The organism is Ruegeria sp. BJ6, from assembly GCF_056537885.1.
This window is the reverse complement of the sequence record NZ_JBQFSG010000001.1, coordinates 928,474-948,242: the sequence shown is the minus strand read 5'-3', so window position 1 is coordinate 948,242 and position 19,769 is coordinate 928,474. Positions and strand designations below refer to the sequence as shown.

General features: G+C 53.0%; 18 protein-coding genes. 12 read left to right on the top strand and 6 right to left on the bottom strand.

The window, feature by feature from the left end; all coding sequences use genetic code 11:
* Positions 1-139: 139 nt before the first annotated feature.
* The 5 genes from ACR0D6_RS04545 to ACR0D6_RS04525 all read left to right on the top strand — a co-directional run bounded on the left by ACR0D6_RS04545 (position 140) and on the right by ACR0D6_RS04525 (position 5,529).
* On the top strand, positions 140-1,294 hold the full coding sequence (locus tag ACR0D6_RS04545; protein ID WP_480764625.1) for a helix-turn-helix transcriptional regulator: 1,155 nt from the start codon (positions 140-142) through the stop codon (positions 1,292-1,294).
* A 16-nt stretch (positions 1,295-1,310) separates the two neighbouring features.
* Positions 1,311-1,679 (top strand): DUF1304 family protein, encoded by a 369-nt coding sequence (locus ACR0D6_RS04540; protein WP_480764624.1) that lies wholly within the window; start codon positions 1,311-1,313, stop codon positions 1,677-1,679.
* Between the two features lie 309 nt (positions 1,680-1,988).
* Complete coding sequence (locus ACR0D6_RS04535; RefSeq protein ID WP_170651139.1) at positions 1,989-2,657, top strand: GntR family transcriptional regulator; 669 nt, start codon at positions 1,989-1,991, stop codon at positions 2,655-2,657.
* Positions 2,658-2,693: 36 nt separating this feature from the next.
* Positions 2,694-3,437: an aspartate/glutamate racemase family protein gene (locus ACR0D6_RS04530; RefSeq protein WP_170651138.1), complete on the top strand. Its 744-nt coding sequence runs from the start codon at positions 2,694-2,696 to the stop codon at positions 3,435-3,437.
* 358 nt (positions 3,438-3,795) lie between these two features.
* Positions 3,796-5,529 (top strand): thiamine pyrophosphate-binding protein, encoded by a 1,734-nt coding sequence (locus ACR0D6_RS04525; protein ID WP_480764623.1) that lies wholly within the window; start codon positions 3,796-3,798, stop codon positions 5,527-5,529.
* Here the strand turns inward: ACR0D6_RS04525 and ACR0D6_RS04520 are convergent.
* The 3 genes from ACR0D6_RS04520 to ACR0D6_RS04510 form a co-directional block, all read right to left on the bottom strand.
* Positions 5,523-5,726: a hypothetical protein gene (locus ACR0D6_RS04520; protein ID WP_480764622.1), complete on the bottom strand. Its 204-nt coding sequence runs from the start codon at positions 5,724-5,726 to the stop codon at positions 5,523-5,525. The two genes, ACR0D6_RS04525 and ACR0D6_RS04520, sit on opposite strands and share 7 nt — an antisense overlap.
* A gap of 113 nt (positions 5,727-5,839) precedes the next feature.
* Positions 5,840-7,261: an MFS transporter gene (locus ACR0D6_RS04515; protein ID WP_480764621.1), complete on the bottom strand. Its 1,422-nt coding sequence runs from the start codon at positions 7,259-7,261 to the stop codon at positions 5,840-5,842.
* A 27-nt stretch (positions 7,262-7,288) separates the two neighbouring features.
* Entirely contained in the window at positions 7,289-7,660 is a 372-nt protein-coding gene (locus tag ACR0D6_RS04510) for a DUF1330 domain-containing protein (protein WP_170651135.1), read from the bottom strand.
* A 101-nt stretch (positions 7,661-7,761) separates the two neighbouring features.
* Here ACR0D6_RS04510 and soxR point away from each other — a divergent pair, with 101 nt between their 5' ends.
* Positions 7,762-8,235: a redox-sensitive transcriptional activator SoxR gene (gene soxR, locus ACR0D6_RS04505; protein ID WP_480764620.1), complete on the top strand. Its 474-nt coding sequence runs from the start codon at positions 7,762-7,764 to the stop codon at positions 8,233-8,235.
* 364 nt (positions 8,236-8,599) lie between these two features.
* Here the strand turns inward: soxR and ACR0D6_RS04500 are convergent, their stop codons facing one another.
* Complete coding sequence (locus ACR0D6_RS04500) at positions 8,600-9,928, bottom strand: adenylate/guanylate cyclase domain-containing protein (RefSeq protein WP_480764619.1); 1,329 nt, start codon at positions 9,926-9,928, stop codon at positions 8,600-8,602.
* A 338-nt stretch (positions 9,929-10,266) separates the two neighbouring features.
* Here ACR0D6_RS04500 and ACR0D6_RS04495 point away from each other — a divergent pair, with 338 nt between their 5' ends.
* Positions 10,267-10,671 carry an OsmC family protein gene (locus ACR0D6_RS04495; protein ID WP_170651132.1) on the top strand — a complete coding sequence of 135 codons (405 nt, stop codon included), beginning with the start codon at positions 10,267-10,269 and terminating at the stop codon, positions 10,669-10,671.
* 83 nt (positions 10,672-10,754) lie between these two features.
* On the opposite strand, the gene ACR0D6_RS04490 is transcribed toward ACR0D6_RS04495, so the two are convergent.
* Complete coding sequence (locus ACR0D6_RS04490) at positions 10,755-11,447, bottom strand: winged helix-turn-helix transcriptional regulator (protein WP_480764618.1); 693 nt, start codon at positions 11,445-11,447, stop codon at positions 10,755-10,757.
* 172 nt (positions 11,448-11,619) lie between these two features.
* Here ACR0D6_RS04490 and ACR0D6_RS04485 point away from each other — a divergent pair, with 172 nt between their 5' ends.
* From ACR0D6_RS04485 to ACR0D6_RS04465, 5 genes are all read left to right on the top strand, one after another.
* Entirely contained in the window at positions 11,620-11,946 is a 327-nt protein-coding gene (locus tag ACR0D6_RS04485) for a DUF1330 domain-containing protein (protein WP_480764617.1), read from the top strand.
* Positions 11,947-12,237: 291 nt separating this feature from the next.
* A complete protein-coding gene (locus ACR0D6_RS04480) occupies positions 12,238-14,772 on the top strand; it encodes a plasma-membrane proton-efflux P-type ATPase (protein WP_480764616.1) in 2,535 nt (844 codons plus the stop codon).
* Between the two features lie 21 nt (positions 14,773-14,793).
* The gene (locus ACR0D6_RS04475) at positions 14,794-15,642 is read left to right on the top strand and encodes a polyphosphate kinase 2 family protein (protein ID WP_480764615.1); all 849 of its coding nucleotides are present in this window, start codon (positions 14,794-14,796) and stop codon (positions 15,640-15,642) included.
* Positions 15,643-15,775: 133 nt separating this feature from the next.
* Entirely contained in the window at positions 15,776-17,395 is a 1,620-nt protein-coding gene (locus ACR0D6_RS04470; protein WP_480764614.1) for a SulP family inorganic anion transporter, read from the top strand.
* 309 nt (positions 17,396-17,704) lie between these two features.
* On the top strand, positions 17,705-18,244 hold the full coding sequence (locus ACR0D6_RS04465; RefSeq protein ID WP_480764613.1) for a carboxymuconolactone decarboxylase family protein: 540 nt from the start codon (positions 17,705-17,707) through the stop codon (positions 18,242-18,244).
* 470 nt (positions 18,245-18,714) lie between these two features.
* On the opposite strand, the gene ACR0D6_RS04460 is transcribed toward ACR0D6_RS04465, so the two are convergent.
* Positions 18,715-19,674: a LysR family transcriptional regulator gene (locus ACR0D6_RS04460; protein ID WP_480764612.1), complete on the bottom strand. Its 960-nt coding sequence runs from the start codon at positions 19,672-19,674 to the stop codon at positions 18,715-18,717.
* Between the last annotated feature and the right edge of the window lie 95 nt (positions 19,675-19,769).

Sequence of the window (19,769 nt, the reverse complement as noted above, 5' to 3'; positions counted from 1 at the left end):
AAATATACTATGAATCTTATTTGTCCTTCGACACTACATATTTGTCAAAATCTCAGCATCCCCCAAATGGGCTATGCTTGCGGTTAAATGCAGGGTTAGAATTACAGAGCCTGTCTAAAATGAATAGGTGGATAGTCCCGTGACCAATTCTGAAGAGCAGCTGATTTTGCGGATTTACGATACGGTTGCAGACAGCAATCGTTGGACCGACGTTCTTGACGAGGTTGTAGATCGCGTATCTGCGCAAGGTAGTATCATTTTTGAGTGGTCAGATACTGTCAACGGGCGCACTCTGACGGCACCGATGCACTCAGGGCTGTACTCGCAAGATATACTGTCTGTCTATTTGTCAAAATGTCAGGAACTGGAGGCTCGCGATCAGGCAATCATACGACAGCAGACGAATGAAGATGACGCAATACAGCTAATTGATGATAGCGCTTTGGCACCCTCATTAAATGAACTCAAATCGCAGGAACACGTCAAAAAACTGATGAAGCTTGGCATTCTTCATCGTGCCGCGGGCGTTATGAACAAGGACAATCAGTGGATATCCCTTTTTTCTGTTCAGCTGAACATCGCGCGCGGTCCGCTGATAGGAGAGGAACGAGCCTTCCTGTCCAAAATCCTGCCGCACCTCGCAAAGGCAATTGATTTGGGAATTCCAACGCGCCAGTTGCAACAGCGATACGAGGCCATTCTGTCTGCAATCGACAAATTATCTATCGGAATTTGTGTGCTGGATGCGCGTGGTTGCGTTGTCGCGCGCAACGACGAATTTCAGCGTCAGCAGGAAAGCTATCGGTTGTTTCGTGTTCTGGCGGACGGGCGTCTGCACATTGCGGATCCCAAGGGACAGAACAGTCTAGAGGCTTTGATGGATAGTCCCCGTCAACATGGCAAGTTCGGCGCAAGACCCCGAAAGGAGTGTATACTCAATCACACGAACGATGTTTTGTGTGTTGAAGTCATTCCGTTGCATAGACTGGACGAGATGGGAACTTCTCCGTTTCGGGGGTTTTTGCTTTGCAGCACTGACACCAGTTTGCCTGCAACCTTTAATGTCAATCATGTGCAACAAGCTTTTGGTCTGACGCAGGCAGAAACCTCGATCGTCAATTCAATTGGACGCGGTTTGACCAACCCGGAAATCGCCGATCGCCGTGGGCGTGCCGTTTCGACGATCAATGCGCAGACGAAATCAATTCTTTCAAAAACCGGCTGCTCTAACCGAACGCAATTCGTTCGAATGATGATGCGCTATGGAGGCAGTTTTTTGACACCCGAAGTTTGAGTTAACGGAGTTTTACATGATTTATTTTTATTATCTTGCGCTTGCTGCTGTAATAGGTGGTCATTTTGCATTTGCTTACGCACAGTGGTTTCGCTGGCAGGACGTGTGTGAAAGGGTGACTGACTTCAATGTGGAAGAGGTTAATAGAACACGTTTTTTAGGCCGGAGTATCGCGTCCTACAACGCCTCCATTGGTTTGGGACTCTGTTTTAGTTTTTGGCTGCCGGGCTCTTCTCAGTCTTGGACCCAAGCATTTGTTTTGGGTTTTATCGTTCTGACGGCCATGGTCGGCAGCGCGGGCACGCGCGGAAACTTCATCCTTTACGCCAGACTATCACCTGCAGCGGTTGCGTTGGTTTTCCTGATCCTTGGCACGTGGATTTGACCCCAAAGGGCGTCGTTTCTTGGTCCAAACACGCTAACGTGGAGACCGGATGACTCCTTGTCGGGTCACCAATTTCGGTGTTTGAGCATCCGGCTTGCCAGAGAAGGTCTCAAGGCGAACGCAAGACGGGTTGGAATTGCCCGTGCGTTTGCCATGGCTCCCGAACTTTCCAGTGAGTTTTTTCAGGTCATGCAACAACTGACATCAGAGGATGCGTGTACATATGTGAGATGCATGTACATATGTGCAATGTGAGTGTAGGAAGCGCTGTGTACCAAATTGAATGCAACTTTTGCTCGGAGAGACGATATGAGTGAGCTTTCAAGCAGCGTTGACAAAATCTATGATGAAGTGCGCAGAATGGCGACGAATTTTGAATTCAAGCCAGACCAGCGTGTCAACGAAAGTTCGCTCTCCAAATCTCTGGGTGCCAGCCGAACACCACTTCGTGAAGCGCTGAACCGATTGGTCGCCGAAGGGTTTTTGAACTTCGAAAACGGCCGTGGGTTTTTTTGCCGGTCGCTTAGCCCGGAAAAGATTCAGGCGCTTTATGAGGCCCGCGTGGCGATTGAAAGCGAGGCTTTGCGCCTAGCGGTGCAGCGTGCGTCAGATGCGGAAATTGAGGCGCTTTCCGAACACGTCAAACGTGGTGACGACAACTACATGGCAACAGACTCCATCGCCGAAATGGTAGATGTGGACGAAGAATTCCATTTGGGACTGGTCCGCCTTTCCCGGAACGAGGAACTTGAACGTCAGATTTCCAACATCAATGCCCGTATTCGTTATGTACGGTTTATCGATATGGAAATACGGCGCGCGCGGACCCGGGCGGACCATGTCGCAATATTGGATGCGCTTGCGCAAAGAAATGAAGATGAGGCCGTTTTGGCTCTGCGCAATCATATCGGCCGCCGGATTGAAGAAACTACCGCCGCAGTGCGGCAAGCATTTTCACAGCTTTACGTACCCAACTAAGTACTCGGCTGTGACTACAAAACAAAGGAACTACTGATGACTGTCCTGAAGGGTGGAAAAGGCATATACGGCGCCTCAGTCGGAATTCTGATGCTTGACGCAACATTCCCGCGAATTCCCGGAGATATAGGCAATGCGCTGAGTTGGGATTTTCCGGTTCAGTACCGGCTGGTACGGGGGGCCTCACCCGATCGGGTCGTGCGCGACGGCGCGCGTGGTTTGACCGAAGCCTTCATCGCATCGGCGCGTGAACTGGTCGAAAGCGGCGTTGACGGGATCACCACAAATTGCGGTTTCTTGTCCCTGATACAGGAAGAAGTCGCAGCAGCTGTCGGCGTGCCCGTCGCGACATCGTCACTGATGCAAGTGCCAATGGTCCAGGTCCTGCTGCCGCCGGAACGGCGAGTCGGAGTGATCACGATTTCCAAGTCGACCCTGACGGAGGCGCACCTCAACGCCGCCAACGTTCCGCTCGACACGCCAATTGTTGGAACCGACAATGGCCGGGAATTCACCCGTGGAATTCTTGACAGCCATTTGGAAATAGATTTCGAAAAGTGTCGGCTCGACATGTTGGATGCTGCGCAAGAGTTGGTGACGAAGAACGAGAATATCGGCGCTATCGTGCTCGAATGCACCAATATGGTTCCTTATGCTGCAGACGTCAGAAAGCTAACCGGGTTGCCGGTCTATTCGATACATTCGTTCGTGTCCTGGTTTCAGGCGGGTTTGATGCCGAAACGCTTTCCGCTGGAGCTGGATGATCCACGCCTCTCCTGAGGATTTCATGCATCCATCTTTCGCAATGACGGATCTGATGGGTGACGCTGTTGCTGCAGCGATCACCCGGTCAGAAGTTCATCTAAGAAACCCTGGTTAAGCAGGCGCGGGCTCACAGATCATCCTGGCAGTTTTTTCCGGACGCGCAGAAGCATTCACCACGACTGTTCTGTGCAGCATGAGCGCCAAGGATAAATCGGCCTGGGAAAATTCATCACCTCCACACCACGAGCCGTGCCTGCCATCGATCGGGATTGTTTATGCCGTCGGTGCATTCATGCATTGACTGAACAGATATCTGTATAATAGTAAGTCCACAACTCTGTATACAGATTTCTCTCACACAAAGGAATCCAAGATGAAACCGGCTGAGACCCAAAAAATGAATGGCGCTCAGGTCATTCTGAAAATGCTTGAACTGCACGGTGTTACCCACGTCTTTGGACTGCCCGGTGAGACGACAATCGGCTGGTACAAGGAATGGGGCAAGCAGTCGCCGATCGAGTACGTGCTGACCCGCGACGAAAGAACCGCGTCTTTCGCGGCCGAGGCTTATGCAAAAATTACCGGCCGACCCGCCGTTCTCGAAGCCCCAAGCCCGGGTGTCACGCATTGTTCTCCGGGTATCACCGAGGCATATTTGAGCTCTGTCCCGGTCATATTTTTCAGCTCGGATATCCCTATCAATCAGGACAAGAAACACGGTTTAACCGGGGTCGATCAAACCGCTCTCTACGACAGCATCTGTAAAGAGTCCTTTTTGGTGACCAACCCCAAGGAAATTCCGTTTCTCCTCCGCCGGGCATTTCGCGTCGCTACATCCGGTCGGCCCGCACCGGTCCACATCCGCGTGCCGATCAATGTTTTCCACGATGAGGCGGAAATTGACGACCTTTATGCGGAACCCGACTACAGCACGTATCCGGCGCATCGCCCGGTCGCTGATCATAGCAAGATCAAGGAAACGATTGACCTGTTGCTCAAGGCGGAACGCCCTGTGATCGTTTCCGGGCAGGGTGGGCTGATCTCAAAAGCTTCGGAAACACTTCTGGAGCTTGCCGAGCTTCTGCAAATCCCGGTCGGCACGACCACGGCAGGAAAAGGTACGATTCCGGAAACCCATCCGCTTGCATTGCGCGTGATCGGTGCAAGAGGGGGGATGGAATACTCAAATGACTACGTCAAAAATGCGGACCTGGTGTTCTTTGTCGGGACCAATACGGATTCGAGTTCGACCGATCACTGGCGCCTGTACGGAGATCCCTACAGCAAGACATTCATCCACTTGGACATCGCCGAAGCGCATGTCGGCAACAACTTTCCGGTCAAAGTAGGACTGGTCGGGGATGCACGGGCCAGCCTTGAATACATGGTTGAGCTGATCAAGAAGAACCATCCTGACCTCACGAGACCAGAGGTAGACCTCAACCCGGTCAAACGCACTGCTCTAGATGCGGTTTTCAATTCCAACATCCCAATGCCCGAGGGTGTCATTTCTCCGGTCAAGCTGTCTCAGGCATTGGACAAGATCTTGCCGTCGAATGCAGTTGTTACGTCCGAACCCGGGGTCAGCGCGATCTACCCGTCAGCATTGTTGTCTGTCCGGGAGGCCGGAAGACGTTACATCACGAACTATTCCATGGGTGCGTTGGGGTATTCGATACCTGCCGGTCTGGGCGCGATTTACGCATCAGAAGGCCCTGTCATTTCTTTTACCGGCGACGGGTCATTTGGCTTCGTAATTGGCGATTTGGAAACTCTTCGCAGAAGCGGCAAGAACATCACCGTGATCCTGACCAGAAACGATACATTCGGATGGATTCGTGGTGAGGCAATCCTGTTGGATGATGTCGACGAGCCATGGACAACTGATTTTGGCGGGGTCGACTATCGGAAGCTGGCGGAATCCTTCGGGTTCGAAGCCACGCGCATCACGTCGGAAGATGAGATCGAAGAAACCTTGCGCGACGCGATCGCCAATCCCGGGGCGAATTTCATTGAGATCATGGTGCCGTCACAAGATAAGATCGTGCCATTCGTGCCGAACTGGGTAGAGGTCGCAAAAAAGAAAAACCTGCCGTATTTTTACTGAACTGAATCAACTTTCGAATTGATCTGATACCGCCCCCAATTTTTCAATTTTGCATTGGGGGCGGTGGCATTTTTCTTCTTCGCCTGGAAGCAGCTTTCCTGTCGCATCGGATGCGCACCTTGATTGATTTCGTGGCAAACCATTTCGCCGAAATCAGCCTCGACCAAAGAGTGGTGACGCTGTGCTTTCGGCGACATTGGTCTATTCTCGTTCTTCAGGATGCTGAACAAGATTGGCATGGGATTTCAATGTCTCAAGGCGCAATTCATGCGGTGCTTGCCAAAGGCCCGGGAATAGTTGTTCCATCCTGTTACTCCTTCTGCCCGGCTATCAAGGCGCGGCTGGCAAGAACTGCAACCCCGGCGACCATCCCGAAAGTCACGAACAGCCACACTGCGGAATTGGCTATGGTCGTCAGGTTCCCAGCGTCGTTGAATCCGGTGAAGTTGCCGACCAGACCAGCCGCGGCAGTGCCAAACGCAACTGCAAACATCTGAACTGTAGATAGGGCAGATGCGGCCATGTCCCGTTCGTTTTCATCCGTGAATTGCAAGATGAATGTGTTGAGGTGAGGCCAACCGGAGCCGATGCCGACACCCAGAACAATCAGGGCGACGGACAACAGCGACGTCATTGCCGGTCCTGCGATCCCGAACATCGGCGTGGCCGTGCCAAGCGCCACACAGGCAGCCATCATCAGGATTGGTCCGGCGAGGACCGCCTGGTGCATCTTTCGACCTGTAAAGCGTGCGGAGTAAACTTCGGACGCCGCCCATCCAATGGAAACCAAAGCCGCCACGTAGCCTGCCATTAGCGGGCTTAGCCCATGCAGCCGTTGCAGATAAAACGGCATGAAGAACTCGGCATTGATACAGAAAATCAAAAGCGCCATGACCGAAATAGCCAGAAAAAGCGGTGTTCCAGGGACGGTGGCACCGCGCGGGAACAGTCGCACGGTCTGAACCAGTTCGCGGCGCATCAGAGTCAGCAAAAGCAAGACAGACGCAAGTACAGCTGCGACCGCCCATGTGATAGATGGTGCGATACTGCCAAGGGAAACCGCCAAGACTGACCCTGCAAGTAACCCCAATTGCCCGAATGCAATTCGCTCGGTCGGCTTATGATCCTGTTGACTACGAGGAAGTAGCCTTAGGGTCAGAGCGACAAACAAGGCCGTGATCGGAAGCATGATCCCAAATCCCATGCGCCACATGCCAAGCTCGGCGAAGATGCCTCCGATAGCTGGACCAAACAGCATTGTGATCCCCCACGTTCCGGACAAGAGCGCCATCGCCCGCGACCACAGGCGTTCCGGATAGACGACGATGATCATCGAATAGCAGAGCGTGAACAGCATCCCGCCGCCAGCACCCTGAATGACCCGACCGACCAGCAAAATCGGCATGGTCCACGCCAATGCGGCAAGCAGGCTGCCAGTCGCGAAGACAAGCCCGGACAGCCCAAATCCAAGGCGCACACCTGTGCGCCTTAACAGCTTCCCAGTGACGGCTGCACTGAGGATCGCTGCAAGCGTCGCAAGCGTCGCGTTCCAGGCGTAAAGGCTGTGCCCACCAATCTCTGCCACGATGGAAGGCAGCATTGTGGCAGAAAGGGTAATGTTCACCGCATGAAGTGCTATGCCAGCCGCAAGGACGGCGGACGCTGCTGAGAACTCTCCCCTTAGAATTTCCTGCCACCCGGCCTCTGTTTTGTGGTCTACGGCTGTCGTCATTGTTCGCTCCGCGCTCAAAATTGGTGTTCAGTCTTTTTGTACGTAAGCGTGATCCGGGTTTTGCTCGGCCCATTCTTCGGCGTCGAAACCCTCAACTGCAAACGTAAAATTTGGGGGGATCACATCCGTTCTGAGGTGCTTGACGGCCTGATACTCTTCCGAATTCCAGAAGCCTTGCAGCGCCTCCATCGAGGGGAACCTGAACAGCGTGAACCGGGCGTCTTTTTTCCATTCACCCTCGAAATGATCCATAAATTGCCCGGTCTCACCTGCAACGATCAACTCTCCTCCCCACTTTTCCATAATGGGGTGCGTGGCCTGACCGTAGGGGTCAAGCGCCCCGTGGCCCTCAGGCATAAACGAACTGGCCACAAGGTAGGCTGGCTTCTGTTTCGACATTTCAATCTCCGTGTTTTCTGCCCGATGATTCGAGCCTGCTCTTGCGTTGCTACTTCCTCAACTTAAGTTGAGGTCAATAGGTTGAACGCGAGGGTTGCAGGATGAAGCGAAGAGGTGGCCTGACGGTTGGAGACGTGGCTGAACGCAGCGGCATCGCTGTGTCTGCGGTGCACTTCTACGAGCGAAAAGGGCTGATCGCGTCGGTACGTAACGACGCCAACCACCGTCGTTATTCTCCGACTGTTTTGCGAAAGATCGCCATTATCCAGGTGGCGCAACGGGCGGGCATACCGCTTCGGGAAATTGCCGAAGCAATGGATTTTCTGCCGCCCGAAGAAAAGGTGACAGTCAAACACTGGGAAAAACTCTCAACCAGATGGACCGAAGAACTGGATGACCGTATCGCACGTTTGCAGCGGTTGAGAGACGGAATGGCAGGCTGCATCGGGTGTGGTTGCTTGTCGATGGATACCTGCAAGCTGGTCAATCCTGACGACAAAATCGGTGCTAACGGTCCCGGGCCGCGATACCTTGAGGAAGATGCGCCAGAGGTAGAAGGTTTTATTGGCGCATAGCGGACATGGTTTGGTTAAAGCGGTGTCGGCTTTATTGTCGTTGCTGACCATTCTCTAAACGCTGATATTGCATACGCGGTGAACATGATTGGATTGGCCTGATTGGCTGAGTGTCCGCATTTATTGTTCAGCTGCAATAGTACTCAAACTAGATCACTCAGATGGGACGGATCAGGTTAGCCTGAAAACTATGCTCCGGTATGACGGCCGGCGTCGCTACTCAGGTTCACAAGTCAAAGCTTGCCCGAGGTCGAACTGTAGGGTTTTCAAACTAATACAGGCTTCGACGCTGCATCAGGACCGACGGCGGTGCAAAGCACAGTACGTACCCTCGCCAACCCTATGTCGCACGGTTGACGAACCATCAATTTGCGACGGCAAAGAGGGTCCATTCTCCGCTGGTGCCTCGGAGCTCTCGCCGCCCCAGTTCACAGAAGTCGTGATCTGATCCCAGTGTCAGGTCTTTGACCGTCTGAGATGTCAGAATTTCATCAGGTCCAGCTTCGCCCATAAGTCGTGCCGCCACGTGTACGGCGACGCCGGCCAAATCCTCTCCCCTGATTTCACATTCGCCGGTGTGAACTCCCGTTCGGCTTTTTAATCCCATATTCGACACGTCGTTGCGTAGAATTTGTGCGCAATCCAAAGCACTTGTGGGCCCACGGAAGGATAGAAGGTAGCCATCTCCCGTATACTTAATTGTGTTTCCCCCAAACGCAGCGACGCGACGTTGTACAATCTGGTCAAGTTGATCCAGTAAACTATGCCAGCGTTCATCACCCATCATTGTGAGGCGTTCGGTTGAAGCAACGAGATCAAGAAAAACCAAAGTGAGCAATGTTCTCTCAGCAGACGCCGAGGCTGCTTCGCCGGTCACGAATGCCCTGATTTCAGAAACCACCTGATCTTGGTCTCCGTACCAGGCGATGTGGTCTTCACCTGGCAAAATCCGCAACTTTGCACCCTTGATATTGTCGGCCAGATATCTCGCGTGGCCCACGTCGCACCATCGGTCTCCCTCGCGATGCATGACCAAAGTAGGGGTCTGAATCGCCTTGAGAACATGCCGGTAGTCGATGTTGTAGTTCATCTGCGACAACTTCATCAAAGCGCGGGGACTAGCGGCATACCGAAAATAGGTATCGAGCCAACGTTGAGCCGCCGGATCATCAGAAATGCTGGGAGCGCCATCCAGCCCGATGAAGTCGCCGTCTGCGTAACCGCTAAAGTGCTTTATCGCATCTTCCAATTCATCGGGCTTTAGCCCAAGCGGATAGTCCGGCGCCCATTTGTATCGAGGGCGGCTTCCGTTTAGGATGAGATGGCTCGCCCGCTCGGGGTAGGTGGCTGCGAAAACACTGGAGATCGCACCACCTTCTGACATTCCAAAGATCGCAACCCGTTCGGTACCTACAGCGTCCAACACCGTGTTGATGTCCAGCGAACGTTCCTCAAGAGTGGGATATCCGACATCCCGATCAGACATGCCCACACCGCGTTTGTCGAAGAAAATTACCCGCGCAAACCGACTGATTTTCGTCAGAAATCGTGCATAGTCCGGACTCTCCCAAGCGTATTCGATATGGGTTGCCCAACCTTGTGCCCATAGCAGATCAATCGGTCCGTCCCCGAAAACCTGATAGGCGATGTGAATATCACCTGCCTTGGCATATTGTGTCCTAGGCCGTTCCATAACCCAAGATTGCCCTCGGCACCCAATGCGTCAATAGGCTAGGTTTCTGTAAACTCACTGCCCGCAAAACTGGTGGTTTTGTGCAGTTGCCATTTATCGGCGAGTCAACAAGATTTCCCAAACCGGGCCAATACGAGGTGATATCTGGGTCAAAGTTGGCTGAAGCGTCCAACGCAATTCTTGAGGTATTGAGAGCAATTCGGGCAGACACTCACGATACTCCACGCGCAGGTATTGAATGTCAGATGAGATTGATCTTCGCGTTAAATCTGACCTGAAGGTTCCATTTTAAAGTATGCTGACACCGCATTAAGTCTGCCATTTAGCGGAGGTGAGAAATGCAGGTTGACGTAAAACTGCGAAACATCCCCGGCACAGAGGCCGCAGTTGGTTGGGCCGGAGGCCACACAATTGTTGCCGACAGGCCTGAGGGGAAAGCTGGTGGGCAAGGGCTTGGCTTCAACGGCGCCCAGCTTCTTGCCCTGTCTTTGGGTGGGTGTTTCTGCAACGATCTGCGTTATGTGGCTGAAGAACTTGGCGTCAACCTTGCAGAAGTGACGGTTGACGTTTCACTTGACCTGAGTGGTGAACCTCTTGTGGCTACAGATGCGAGAATGATTGTTCATTGTACGACCGATGACGGATCTGACCCGGCAAGCATCATTAAGCGCGCCAAAGAAAACTGCATGGTAAGCAACACGTTGACGCGCGGCATGAATGTCGCAATCTCAATGGCAGGTTAGTTGTTGCGATCTGCATCCATCCAACCCGGTTCAATTGAAACGTAGATCAAGTCAACGTGGCCGAAACAGACATCCCAACTCCTTTAAGATACGAGCTTTTTCTGAACGGCAAAGGGGCTTAGTCCAAGCCATGTCTGCATCGTCGAAGAAATTTCGCTCGAACCCGTGAACTCGAACTTGTCGCGCTCAGCAGACATATCCGTCAATCCCATCCAGATTGCCGTCATGGTTCTGAGGTCTGTCGATATATAAAGATCGATTTCAAAGCCGGGATCGGCCCAGCAAAGGTCAACTTCACCTGCGGGCTCGATCACCAACCACCAGTCCCGTTTTGTTGAGGGCAGGTCGTGATACAGGAACTGGACTACGGTACGCTGTTTTGGAAGCGGCTCGGGATTCAGGTTCCTGCGCATGTCCCACATCAGAAGTGACGGATCGAGATTCTTCAAGGAAAGCGACGACTCGACCCATTTCTGACCCCACATTCCCATCGCGACAACTACCTCGCGTAAATCGCGCCCGGCGTCAGTCAGGTGATATTCGAATACACCCCGTTCCGAGGGCACCGGCTTTCTTTCGACAATTCCTGACGCTTCTAGGTCTTTCAGCCGTTGCGAAAGCAATGTCGGAGACATTTTGGGCACGCCTCGGCGCAGGTCGTTGAACCGTGTGGAGCCCGCAATGAGTTCACGCATCAATACCATCGTCCACCTTGTGCAGAGCACTTCGGCGGCCATGGCGAGCGGGCAGAACTGCTTGTAACCGGCCTGTGTCATGACGTCTCCCTTGGCTCTTTCATCCACACTCTAACGGCACCACTACATGCATCTAGTCCAGAAACTGTATCACCCGCTCCAGTTCCAGGACTAGCTGAGCGTCTGTCGCTTCGGGCAACGTCGAAATGCTTGGTGTTACCACACCGGTTCGCCACAGAAGAGGAGACAAGATATGAGCGTTTATCTGATTGCAGACATCATAGTCACGGACGAAAGCTGGATCCCGGATTATGCCTCAAACGTCCACAAGCTGGTCGAGAAACATGGTGGCCGCTACCTGTCGCGCAGCGGGAACATCGAAACGCTCGAAGGTGAGGCAAAAGACAGTACTCTGATCGCTATTCTTGAATTTCCATCCCGCGCCGCACTGGACGGGTTTGCGACCGATCCTGCTTACGCGCCTTACGGTCAGGCCCGGCAGTCAGGAAGCATCTCGAATTTCCGCGTCATCGACGACACGGACATCGCTGGCTCAATCCCTTATCTGAGAGCTGGTTAACGCAAGCCCTTAGATAGGGCTATTTCCGGTCGGCCTGTTTTCCACGTTCTCAAGTTTCGGGTTTGAAGACGCCCTTGGGCAATTTGGGTTACGACCACCGCAATCACCTTGCCTATTGAGGTGGTCAGGCGATTTTGTGTGAGACTAAGAGTTTCCGCCAGACTTCAATGCTGAAAAGGCTTGGCGAAACATGGTCGCTCAGCTAGCAGCGCTACTGAGCAAATTGCAGATCTGTGTAACCAATTGCGAAGCAAGCTGTTTTTGGGCTAGCTTGTCTGCAGGGTGAGAGAGATGCTGGCACAGTCTAAACCTTCGCAAAAGAAAGATCCGGGGCTCGAGAAGGTCGACCTGGAGACAGTATTAAAGGATCTCTCGACAACTCGTAACGGCCTCAGTTCAGCAGAGGCTTCGGATCGGCTGAGCCAATATGGGCGAAACGAGCTGGCTGAAAAACACGTCAGCGATCTGCAGCGATTGCTCGGATATCTTTGGGGGCCGATCCCTTGGATGATCGAGGCCGCAGCTGTCCTTTCGGCAATGATCGGACATTGGTCAGACTTCATCATCATCCTTGTTTTGCTGGCCTACAACGCGGCGTCAGGATTCTGGCAGGAACGCAAGGCGGCGGATGCGTTGGCGGCGCTGAAGGCGGGGATGGCCCCTAAAGCCATGGTCCTGCGAGACGGAAAGTTCTCACAAATTGATGCGGCGACGGTCGTTCCGGGCGACGTAGTGCGCGTTAAGCTTGGCGACGTCATTCCGGCCGACGTTAGGTTCATTGACGGCGACTATGTCAGCATCGACCAGGCAGCGCTGACGGGCGAATCTCTTCCGGTATCCAAGGCGGTGGGCGACGTAGGGTATTCCGGTAGTATCGCGAAGAAGGGCGAAATGAGCGCTGTGGTGATCGCTACGGGCGCCGATACCTTTTTTGGGCGAACTGCAAGCCTTGTGGCGGGCGCGGGTAAAGGCGCTTCGCATTCACAGATCGCCGTCACGCATATCGGTGATTTCCTGATTATCCTGTCAATCGCGTTGGCCTTCCTTCTGGTTGGTACCGAACTTTACCGCGACATTATCGTTGATCATTCTTGGAAATGGTCTTCGGCCGCGGACATCCTAAGAACAGTTCTGGCGCTGCTCGTCGCTTCGATTCCTGTGGCAATGCCGACGGTTATGACAGTAACGAACGCATTGGGCGCGATGAACCTTTCCAAGAAGAAGGCAATCGTTTCGCGATTGGAGGCTATCGAGGAACTTGCCGGCGTTGATGTATTGTGCTCGGACAAGACCGGAACCTTGACGAAGAACCAGCTTAGCTTGGGCGATCCTGTGTTGTTCGGTGCGAATGATCCAAAAGAGCTTGTTCAGGCGGGCGCACTGGCTTCGCAGTTTGATGGCGACGATCCAATTGATGCGGCCGTGATCGCAGGGCTGTCGGATTCCAGCGCTCTGTCCAAATACAAGCAGGTTAAATTTGTTCCATTCGATCCCGTTTCCAAACGAACCCAGGCGGTCATAACTGGCCCGGACGGCAAATCTACAAGCTATACAAAAGGGGCGCCGCAGGTCATTTTGGACCTGTGCGAGCTAGAGTCTGAATTGCTCAGGAAAGCGCAAGATGACGTCGAAGGCCTTGCGTCAAAAGGGATGCGCGCTCTAGGCGTCGCGCGATCAGATGACGATGGGAAAACCTGGGCGTTTCTGGGCATTCTGTCGCTTTACGATCCGCCGCGTGATGACTCGAAAGAGACGATTCAGCGAGCCAAGGAACATGGGCTTTCCGTTAAAATGGTAACGGGTGATGACGTGGCCATTGGCGACCAGATCGCCGCCCAACTAGGCATGGGCGCGCATCTTCAGGCGGCCTCGGACCTGTTCACATCCAACATGGACATGAGTCAGCTGCCAGAGCAAGTTGCGCAAAACGTTGAACGGGCGGATGGGTTTGCCCGGGTCTTTCCTGAACATAAGTACGCCATCGTCAAGGCACTGCAGGATCGCGGACATGTCGTGGCAATGACCGGAGATGGTGTGAACGATGCCCCGGCGCTGAAGCAGGCCGATTGTGGGGTTGCGGTCAGTGGGGCAACAGACGCTGCACGCGCCGCCGCTGCCTTGGTTTTAACGGCGCCTGGACTGTCAACCATCATTGATGCCATCGAAGAAGCAAGGCGTATATTCGAGAGAATCCTGAACTATATCGTCTACCGGGTCGCCATGACGCTGGACATTATGTTCGTGGTGGTAATGGCGACGATACTATTCGGTTTTTCTCCGTTGACGCCCATCATGATTATCATGCTGGCGCTGCTTGATGATGTGCCGATCATGACAATCGCCTACGACAACACCTACCTGCCGAAGAAACCCGTCCGATGGGACATGCGGCGCATTCTGCTTGGCGCCAGTCTGATGGGGCTGCTTTCAATCGTTCAGACCTTTGGCCTCTTGCTGATTGGGATGCACTGGATCAACAGCACGTCTCTGCAGTCATGGATTTCGCTGACACAAGAACAAATACAGACGGTCTTGTTTCTGCAACTTGCGGCGGGTGGGCATCTTTTATTGTTCGTTGTCCGATCAAGGGGAGCTTTCTTTGCCCGGCCCTGGCCCGCGCGCCCGCTGCTGATCGCGGTTATCGGTACTCAAGCGATCGCCGTCGCGTTGTGCGGTTTCGGTTGGTTTGTCGAACAAATTCCGTGGACCGTGATCGGTCTGGTCTGGGTTTATATGCTGATCTGGTTAGTTATTCTTGATCTGACAAAGCTGGGTATGATGCGCCGGTTACAGGACTCTCATAATGCGGCGCACCATACAGCGTGAAACGCATAGGAAGGCTGATTCATGCATTACTTCAATAAATTTCGAGTAAAGCCGGGCAGCAAGATCAATCTCGACGACATTGATGCCGATTTTAAGGACAAGCACGAAGACCATCAGCACGCTTTGCCCGAGATCGAGGCTTACGCACAAAAGATCAGCGAGCTTCAATATCTTCTATATGCCGAGAAGAAACGCTCGCTTTTGATCTGCCTGCAGGGGCGCGATGCCGCCGGAAAAGACGGGACCATAAATCACGTCCTCGCAGCGATGAACCCGCAGGGCTGTAACGTCAGCGGCTTCAAGGTTCCCACCAAAGAAGAAGCCGCCCATGATTTTCTGTGGCGCTATCACAAAGCCACACCCGCCAAGGGTCAGGTCGCGATCTTCAACCGCTCGCATTATGAGGATGTTCTTGTCGTCCGGGTACATGATCTGGTGCCCAAAGACGTCTGGGTAAGGCGATACGACCATATCAACGCATTCGAAGCGCTGCTTCGCGATAGCGAAACGCATGTTCTGAAGTTTTACTTGCACATCAGTCCCGAAGAAGAGTTGCGCCGGTTTGGTGAACGACTGGAGGATCCCGCACGGCATTGGAAGATCAGCGAAGGAGACTATGCCGAACGCCCGCTTTGGGACGATTACACCAAGGCCTTTGAAGCGGCGCTTTCCAGGTGCAGTACTGACGCTGCGCCCTGGTTTGTCATTCCGGCCAATCACAAGTGGTTCCGCAATCTGGCCGTATCCCGGATTGTCAGCGAATATCTGGAATCTTTGAATATGGAGTTTCCGAAGCCGACTGTTGACCTCGAAGAAATTCGTAAGAAATTTCATGCCGCCGAAAAACGCGCGCGCGAACACGAGAAATAGTTTCCACCACCGAGCAGCGACCACTCTAATTCGAAGGTGCAGCGTTTGAATGCCTGAAAAAACACCCCGCATTCGCGGATTATCCCTTCCGGTCCTGCAAGGAATCCTGCCGATTAATACAGCGAAGCTTCCGATGGAAGTTCTTGCCGGCGTGACTTTTGCATGTCTCGCAATACCCGAGGTCATGGGGTACACAAAAATTGCCGGAACCCCGGTCATTACCGGGCTCTATACGATCCTGATTCCGATGACATTGTTCGCGGTTTTCGGATCCTCGCGCCATCTTGTTGTCGGTGCAGATTCAGCGACCGCTGCCATCACCGCATCGGCCTTGGCCGGAATGGCTGTGAGTGGCCCTTCCGAATATATGGCGCTGGCGTCGCTATTGGCGTTGATGGCCGGCATTCTGCTGATTGCGGCCCGGATCATAGGTCTTGGATTTCTGGCAGACTTTCTGTCACGGACGGTGCTCGTCGGATTTCTGACCGGTGTCGGAGTACAGGTCTCGCTGGGCGAATTGCCTGGATTGTTTGGTATTGAAACCAGCGGCCATGGCGTCGTCGAAAAACTCTCAAGCGCTTATCAAAACGTGGGTCAGGTTAATTGGGCAACGTTTTTGATTGCGGCCGCAGTCTTGTTCATTGTCATCGGAACCAAGCGCCTGTCTCCCAAAATCCCGGGGCCTTTGATTGCTGTAATCGGGATCATTGGGCTCAGTTGGAACTTTGATTTCGGAGGGTATGGTATTGCCTTGCTTGGCCACGTGCCCGGTGGTTTGCCATCGCTTTCAATCCCGGATGTCGACTGGACCTGGATGACATTCAAGCAGCTGCTGCCGACAGCGATTGCGATACTGGTTGTCATCCTCGCACAGAGTGCTGCCACTTCCCGCGCCTATGCGATGCGCTACGGGGACAAATTCAGCGAAAATACCGATCTTGTCGGGTTGGGTATCGCTAATATTGGCGCGGCTTTCAGTGCAACATTCGTCGTCAACGGTAGCCCGACCAAGACCGAGATGGTTGCCGGTTCCGGAGGCCAAAGCCAAATAGCGCAACTAACCACAGCTCTGGTCGTGCTTTTGGTGCTGCTGTTCTTGACACAGCCGCTCGCGTTCTTACCCAACGCGGTGCTTTCCGCTATCGTATTCCTGATTGGCCTAAAGCTGATCGACCATCGAGGATTGCGGGATATCTTCGTCCAGGCGCCAACCGAGTTCTGGATCGCGATTAGCACCGCTGCGGTTGTCGTCGCCGTCGGAGTTGAACAGGGCATCATCTTTGCAATGGTTCTTTCGCTGATCGATCACACGCGAAAGGGTTATCGACCCAAGAACTCCGTGATCACCAAGGCGTCAGATGGCGAATGGCTAACACAATCCCTAGACAAACCCAGCCAATTTGAACCGGGGCTGACTATCTACCGCTTCTCGCACGGAATGTACTATGCAAACGCACAGCGATTTTCGAACGAGGTCACAGATGTCATCGCTGCGATCAAGGATCCGACGCGCTGGTTATGCATCGATGCATCCGCAATCGATGGCATCGACTACACGGCCGGGTACGTTTTGAAGTCAACTGTTCAAAAGCTCCGTGCACGCGGTATCAACGTCGTGTTTCTATTCGCCGAGCCATCGTTAAAGACGGAACTCAAGCGCTATGGAATAACCGATCTAGTCTCCAAGTCGTCCTTCTTCATGACCGGTCATGAGATGATCAGCGCTTACGAAGCTGAAGTGGCGAAGAGTTAAGAATGCATTCCGGCCCACGTGCACACTCAAAGTCCCGTCTAGTGTCAGTCAATCGCGCGGATTTTCATCTGTAGCCAACGACTGGTTTGGCGTGACGCACCGCAGTATTCCGAAGGAGCAGCTAAGGTCGGCAATGGGTCGTCCTGTCCTGAGTCAAGCAGGACTGAAGACAAGATGCTGCGCTTGCTCCAACGACAGCAATGAGCCCAAAGCGAACCAGGACGGCACCCAATCCGTTTGGTTGACCTGGCCGTCATTGAGGCTTCAAATGCTATGGTGCAGTCGTAGATTGATTGAAAGGTAGTATCCATGTTGCCCGTACCGACAATTGATAATCCTGATGGTGTGGACGCCAAAACCGTTGAATTGCTTGAGAAAATGTCGCAGTTCAACATTTTATGGATGCTGGGAAGAACGGGCTGGCTCAGCGAAATTTCAGCGATCTTGTCCGAGATGTTCGATGATGCACAATTTCCGGCAATTGACAGAGAAGTCATGGCTTTGCGCATCGCGGCACTTTGCAGCGTCGACTACGTCCTGATACAACATATCGCATTCGCTAAAAACGCGGGGCTAACCCAGCGTGATATCGACGCAATTGTTGGAAACGATCTGAGCGCGCTCGATGGATGGACTGCAACTTTGTGCGAAATTTGCGATGAGATCACTAAATCGGTTGTGATAAGCAGAAACTCATTGGAGAAATTGATTGACCGATATGGGCGAAACGATGCCACTAAAGCAATATGGGTCATGGGGTGGTTCAACATGCTCGTTCGGTTTGCAGGCTCCGTGCGTGTTCCTCTGGAGCCCGACAACCGGGCTTCTGAATTGTCCTCGCCAGTATAGCGGCAGAGTTCAGTTAAAACCCTATTCTCGGTTCCTAACTCATTAATTTCGCCACCATTCAACGCTGATCGGATGCAGGCAAATTAGATTGAGGACATTACGGTAAACGGCAGCTTTGTCCCACGGTCAGTGAATTTGTTCGCCCGCTGATTTTACGTGTGCAGCGCACGGTGGGTTTGACGGGCCGGGCCGCAGCATAGAGGCTATGCGATGAACGTCCGGAACGGGCCGTCCTTGTCTGAGCTAGACGGATCTGCCGACAAGATGTTGCGCTGGCTCTGAGGTCTGCAAAGAGCCCAAAGCGACTGATGCTGCATGGTGCCTCGATGACCCCAACGCGCACTAAAGGGGATTTTGCAAAGCTCGGCGGTCGGCCCATTGCAGGCATTCATTGACCTACCGCAATAGATCCAAATTCGGAAACTCCCTCTCAACAGTATCGTTTTGCAACGCCAAAGCTGTTTGTTCCGTTAGTTTCTCGCTTCATGTATTCCTACTACATCAGGGTTTGCTTTCACCTCTTCCAACATCTTTACCACTTCGGCTTTCCACCCCGCCTTGATCTTCAAAGCCAATTGGGACGGTGGTCGGTGGTCTGGCTCAAGGAGCGCGTATTCGTATCTGAGCGGTTTTTTGAAAGGTAGAAACGCGACCTTTCCGTTGGACAGGTTTAGTTCTCGTTCAGTCGCTACAGTCAACGGATCTACGATCGAACAGCACTGACCTGAGCTCACAAAGGGAATCAACGGCAGAAAGTACTGACAGGTCACTGTTGGATTGTAGTTAGCAGAAACATCCTGAAACTCTTGCCGGATTTTTCTTTGGAATGGATGCGTGGCATGCAATCCCCCCATTGGAGCCCCGTCAAGATCGGAAATGGATACGATCTTGCGGGAAGCAAGCGGGCTGTCACGGTCAACGGCACAAAAACAATCTGCCCGGATCAGTTCGGCAGAATACTGAGGCTCTTTTCCGGCCGAGTGCTCGAAGTCCGCGAAGCCGAAATCTATATTCTGCGTCCCCGCAAGTTCCATAATCTGGGGCGAGCTGCGCGTTGACAATGTGATGCGTATCTCGGGGTTTTCACCGACTGATTGGCTGATGAAGCGCGGGAACAAAAAAGCGGACGGGCCCGGCATTGTAGCGATATTGAGGCTGCCGGAATGCCCTTTGATCAGCCCCTCCATTGTGCTGGAAATCGACGCAAGGCGGTCCAGAATACCAGCGGTTTCGGCTAAAAGATAATGCGCTTCCGGAACAGGTACCAATCGTCGTCCTTTCCGCTCGAACAGTGTCAGGCCAAGATCCTTTTCAAGGTTCTTCAAGGCTAGGCTGATCGCGGGCTGAGTGCGGTTCAGTTTCTTGGCGGTTTGAGAGATAGAGCCGGTCTCCATCACCTCGCGAAAGACGGTGAGTTGTGTCAGGTTCATAGACATTACATAAGCTAAACTTTAGTTTTGTGAAATATAACAAATTTGTATTTATGAAAATTGCCACTACGCTTGCAGGATCGAAATTCGGCCAA

Bases quoted from the DNA above. Each gene is read 5' to 3' on its own strand.
- ACR0D6_RS04540 (WP_480764624.1), top strand. From the start codon at position 1,311: ATGATTTATTTTTATTATCTTGCGCTTGCTGCTGTAATAGGTGGTCAT.
- ACR0D6_RS04535 (WP_170651139.1), top strand. From the start codon at position 1,989: ATGAGTGAGCTTTCAAGCAGCGTTGACAAAATCTATGATGAAGTGCGC.
- ACR0D6_RS04530 (WP_170651138.1), top strand. From the start codon at position 2,694: ATGACTGTCCTGAAGGGTGGAAAAGGCATATACGGCGCCTCAGTCGGA.
- ACR0D6_RS04525 (WP_480764623.1), top strand. From the start codon at position 3,796: ATGAAACCGGCTGAGACCCAAAAAATGAATGGCGCTCAGGTCATTCTG.
- ACR0D6_RS04520 (WP_480764622.1), bottom strand. From the start codon at position 5,726: ATGTCGCCGAAAGCACAGCGTCACCACTCTTTGGTCGAGGCTGATTTC.
- ACR0D6_RS04515 (WP_480764621.1), bottom strand. From the start codon at position 7,261: ATGACGACAGCCGTAGACCACAAAACAGAGGCCGGGTGGCAGGAAATT.
- ACR0D6_RS04510 (WP_170651135.1), bottom strand. From the start codon at position 7,660: ATGTCGAAACAGAAGCCAGCCTACCTTGTGGCCAGTTCGTTTATGCCT.
- soxR (WP_480764620.1), top strand. From the start codon at position 7,762: ATGAAGCGAAGAGGTGGCCTGACGGTTGGAGACGTGGCTGAACGCAGC.
- ACR0D6_RS04500 (WP_480764619.1), bottom strand. From the start codon at position 9,928: ATGGAACGGCCTAGGACACAATATGCCAAGGCAGGTGATATTCACATC.
- ACR0D6_RS04495 (WP_170651132.1), top strand. From the start codon at position 10,267: ATGCAGGTTGACGTAAAACTGCGAAACATCCCCGGCACAGAGGCCGCA.
- ACR0D6_RS04490 (WP_480764618.1), bottom strand. From the start codon at position 11,447: ATGACACAGGCCGGTTACAAGCAGTTCTGCCCGCTCGCCATGGCCGCC.
- ACR0D6_RS04485 (WP_480764617.1), top strand. From the start codon at position 11,620: ATGAGCGTTTATCTGATTGCAGACATCATAGTCACGGACGAAAGCTGG.
- ACR0D6_RS04480 (WP_480764616.1), top strand. From the start codon at position 12,238: ATGCTGGCACAGTCTAAACCTTCGCAAAAGAAAGATCCGGGGCTCGAG.
- ACR0D6_RS04475 (WP_480764615.1), top strand. From the start codon at position 14,794: ATGCATTACTTCAATAAATTTCGAGTAAAGCCGGGCAGCAAGATCAAT.
- ACR0D6_RS04470 (WP_480764614.1), top strand. From the start codon at position 15,776: ATGGAAGTTCTTGCCGGCGTGACTTTTGCATGTCTCGCAATACCCGAG.
- ACR0D6_RS04465 (WP_480764613.1), top strand. From the start codon at position 17,705: ATGTTGCCCGTACCGACAATTGATAATCCTGATGGTGTGGACGCCAAA.
- ACR0D6_RS04460 (WP_480764612.1), bottom strand. From the start codon at position 19,674: ATGAACCTGACACAACTCACCGTCTTTCGCGAGGTGATGGAGACCGGC.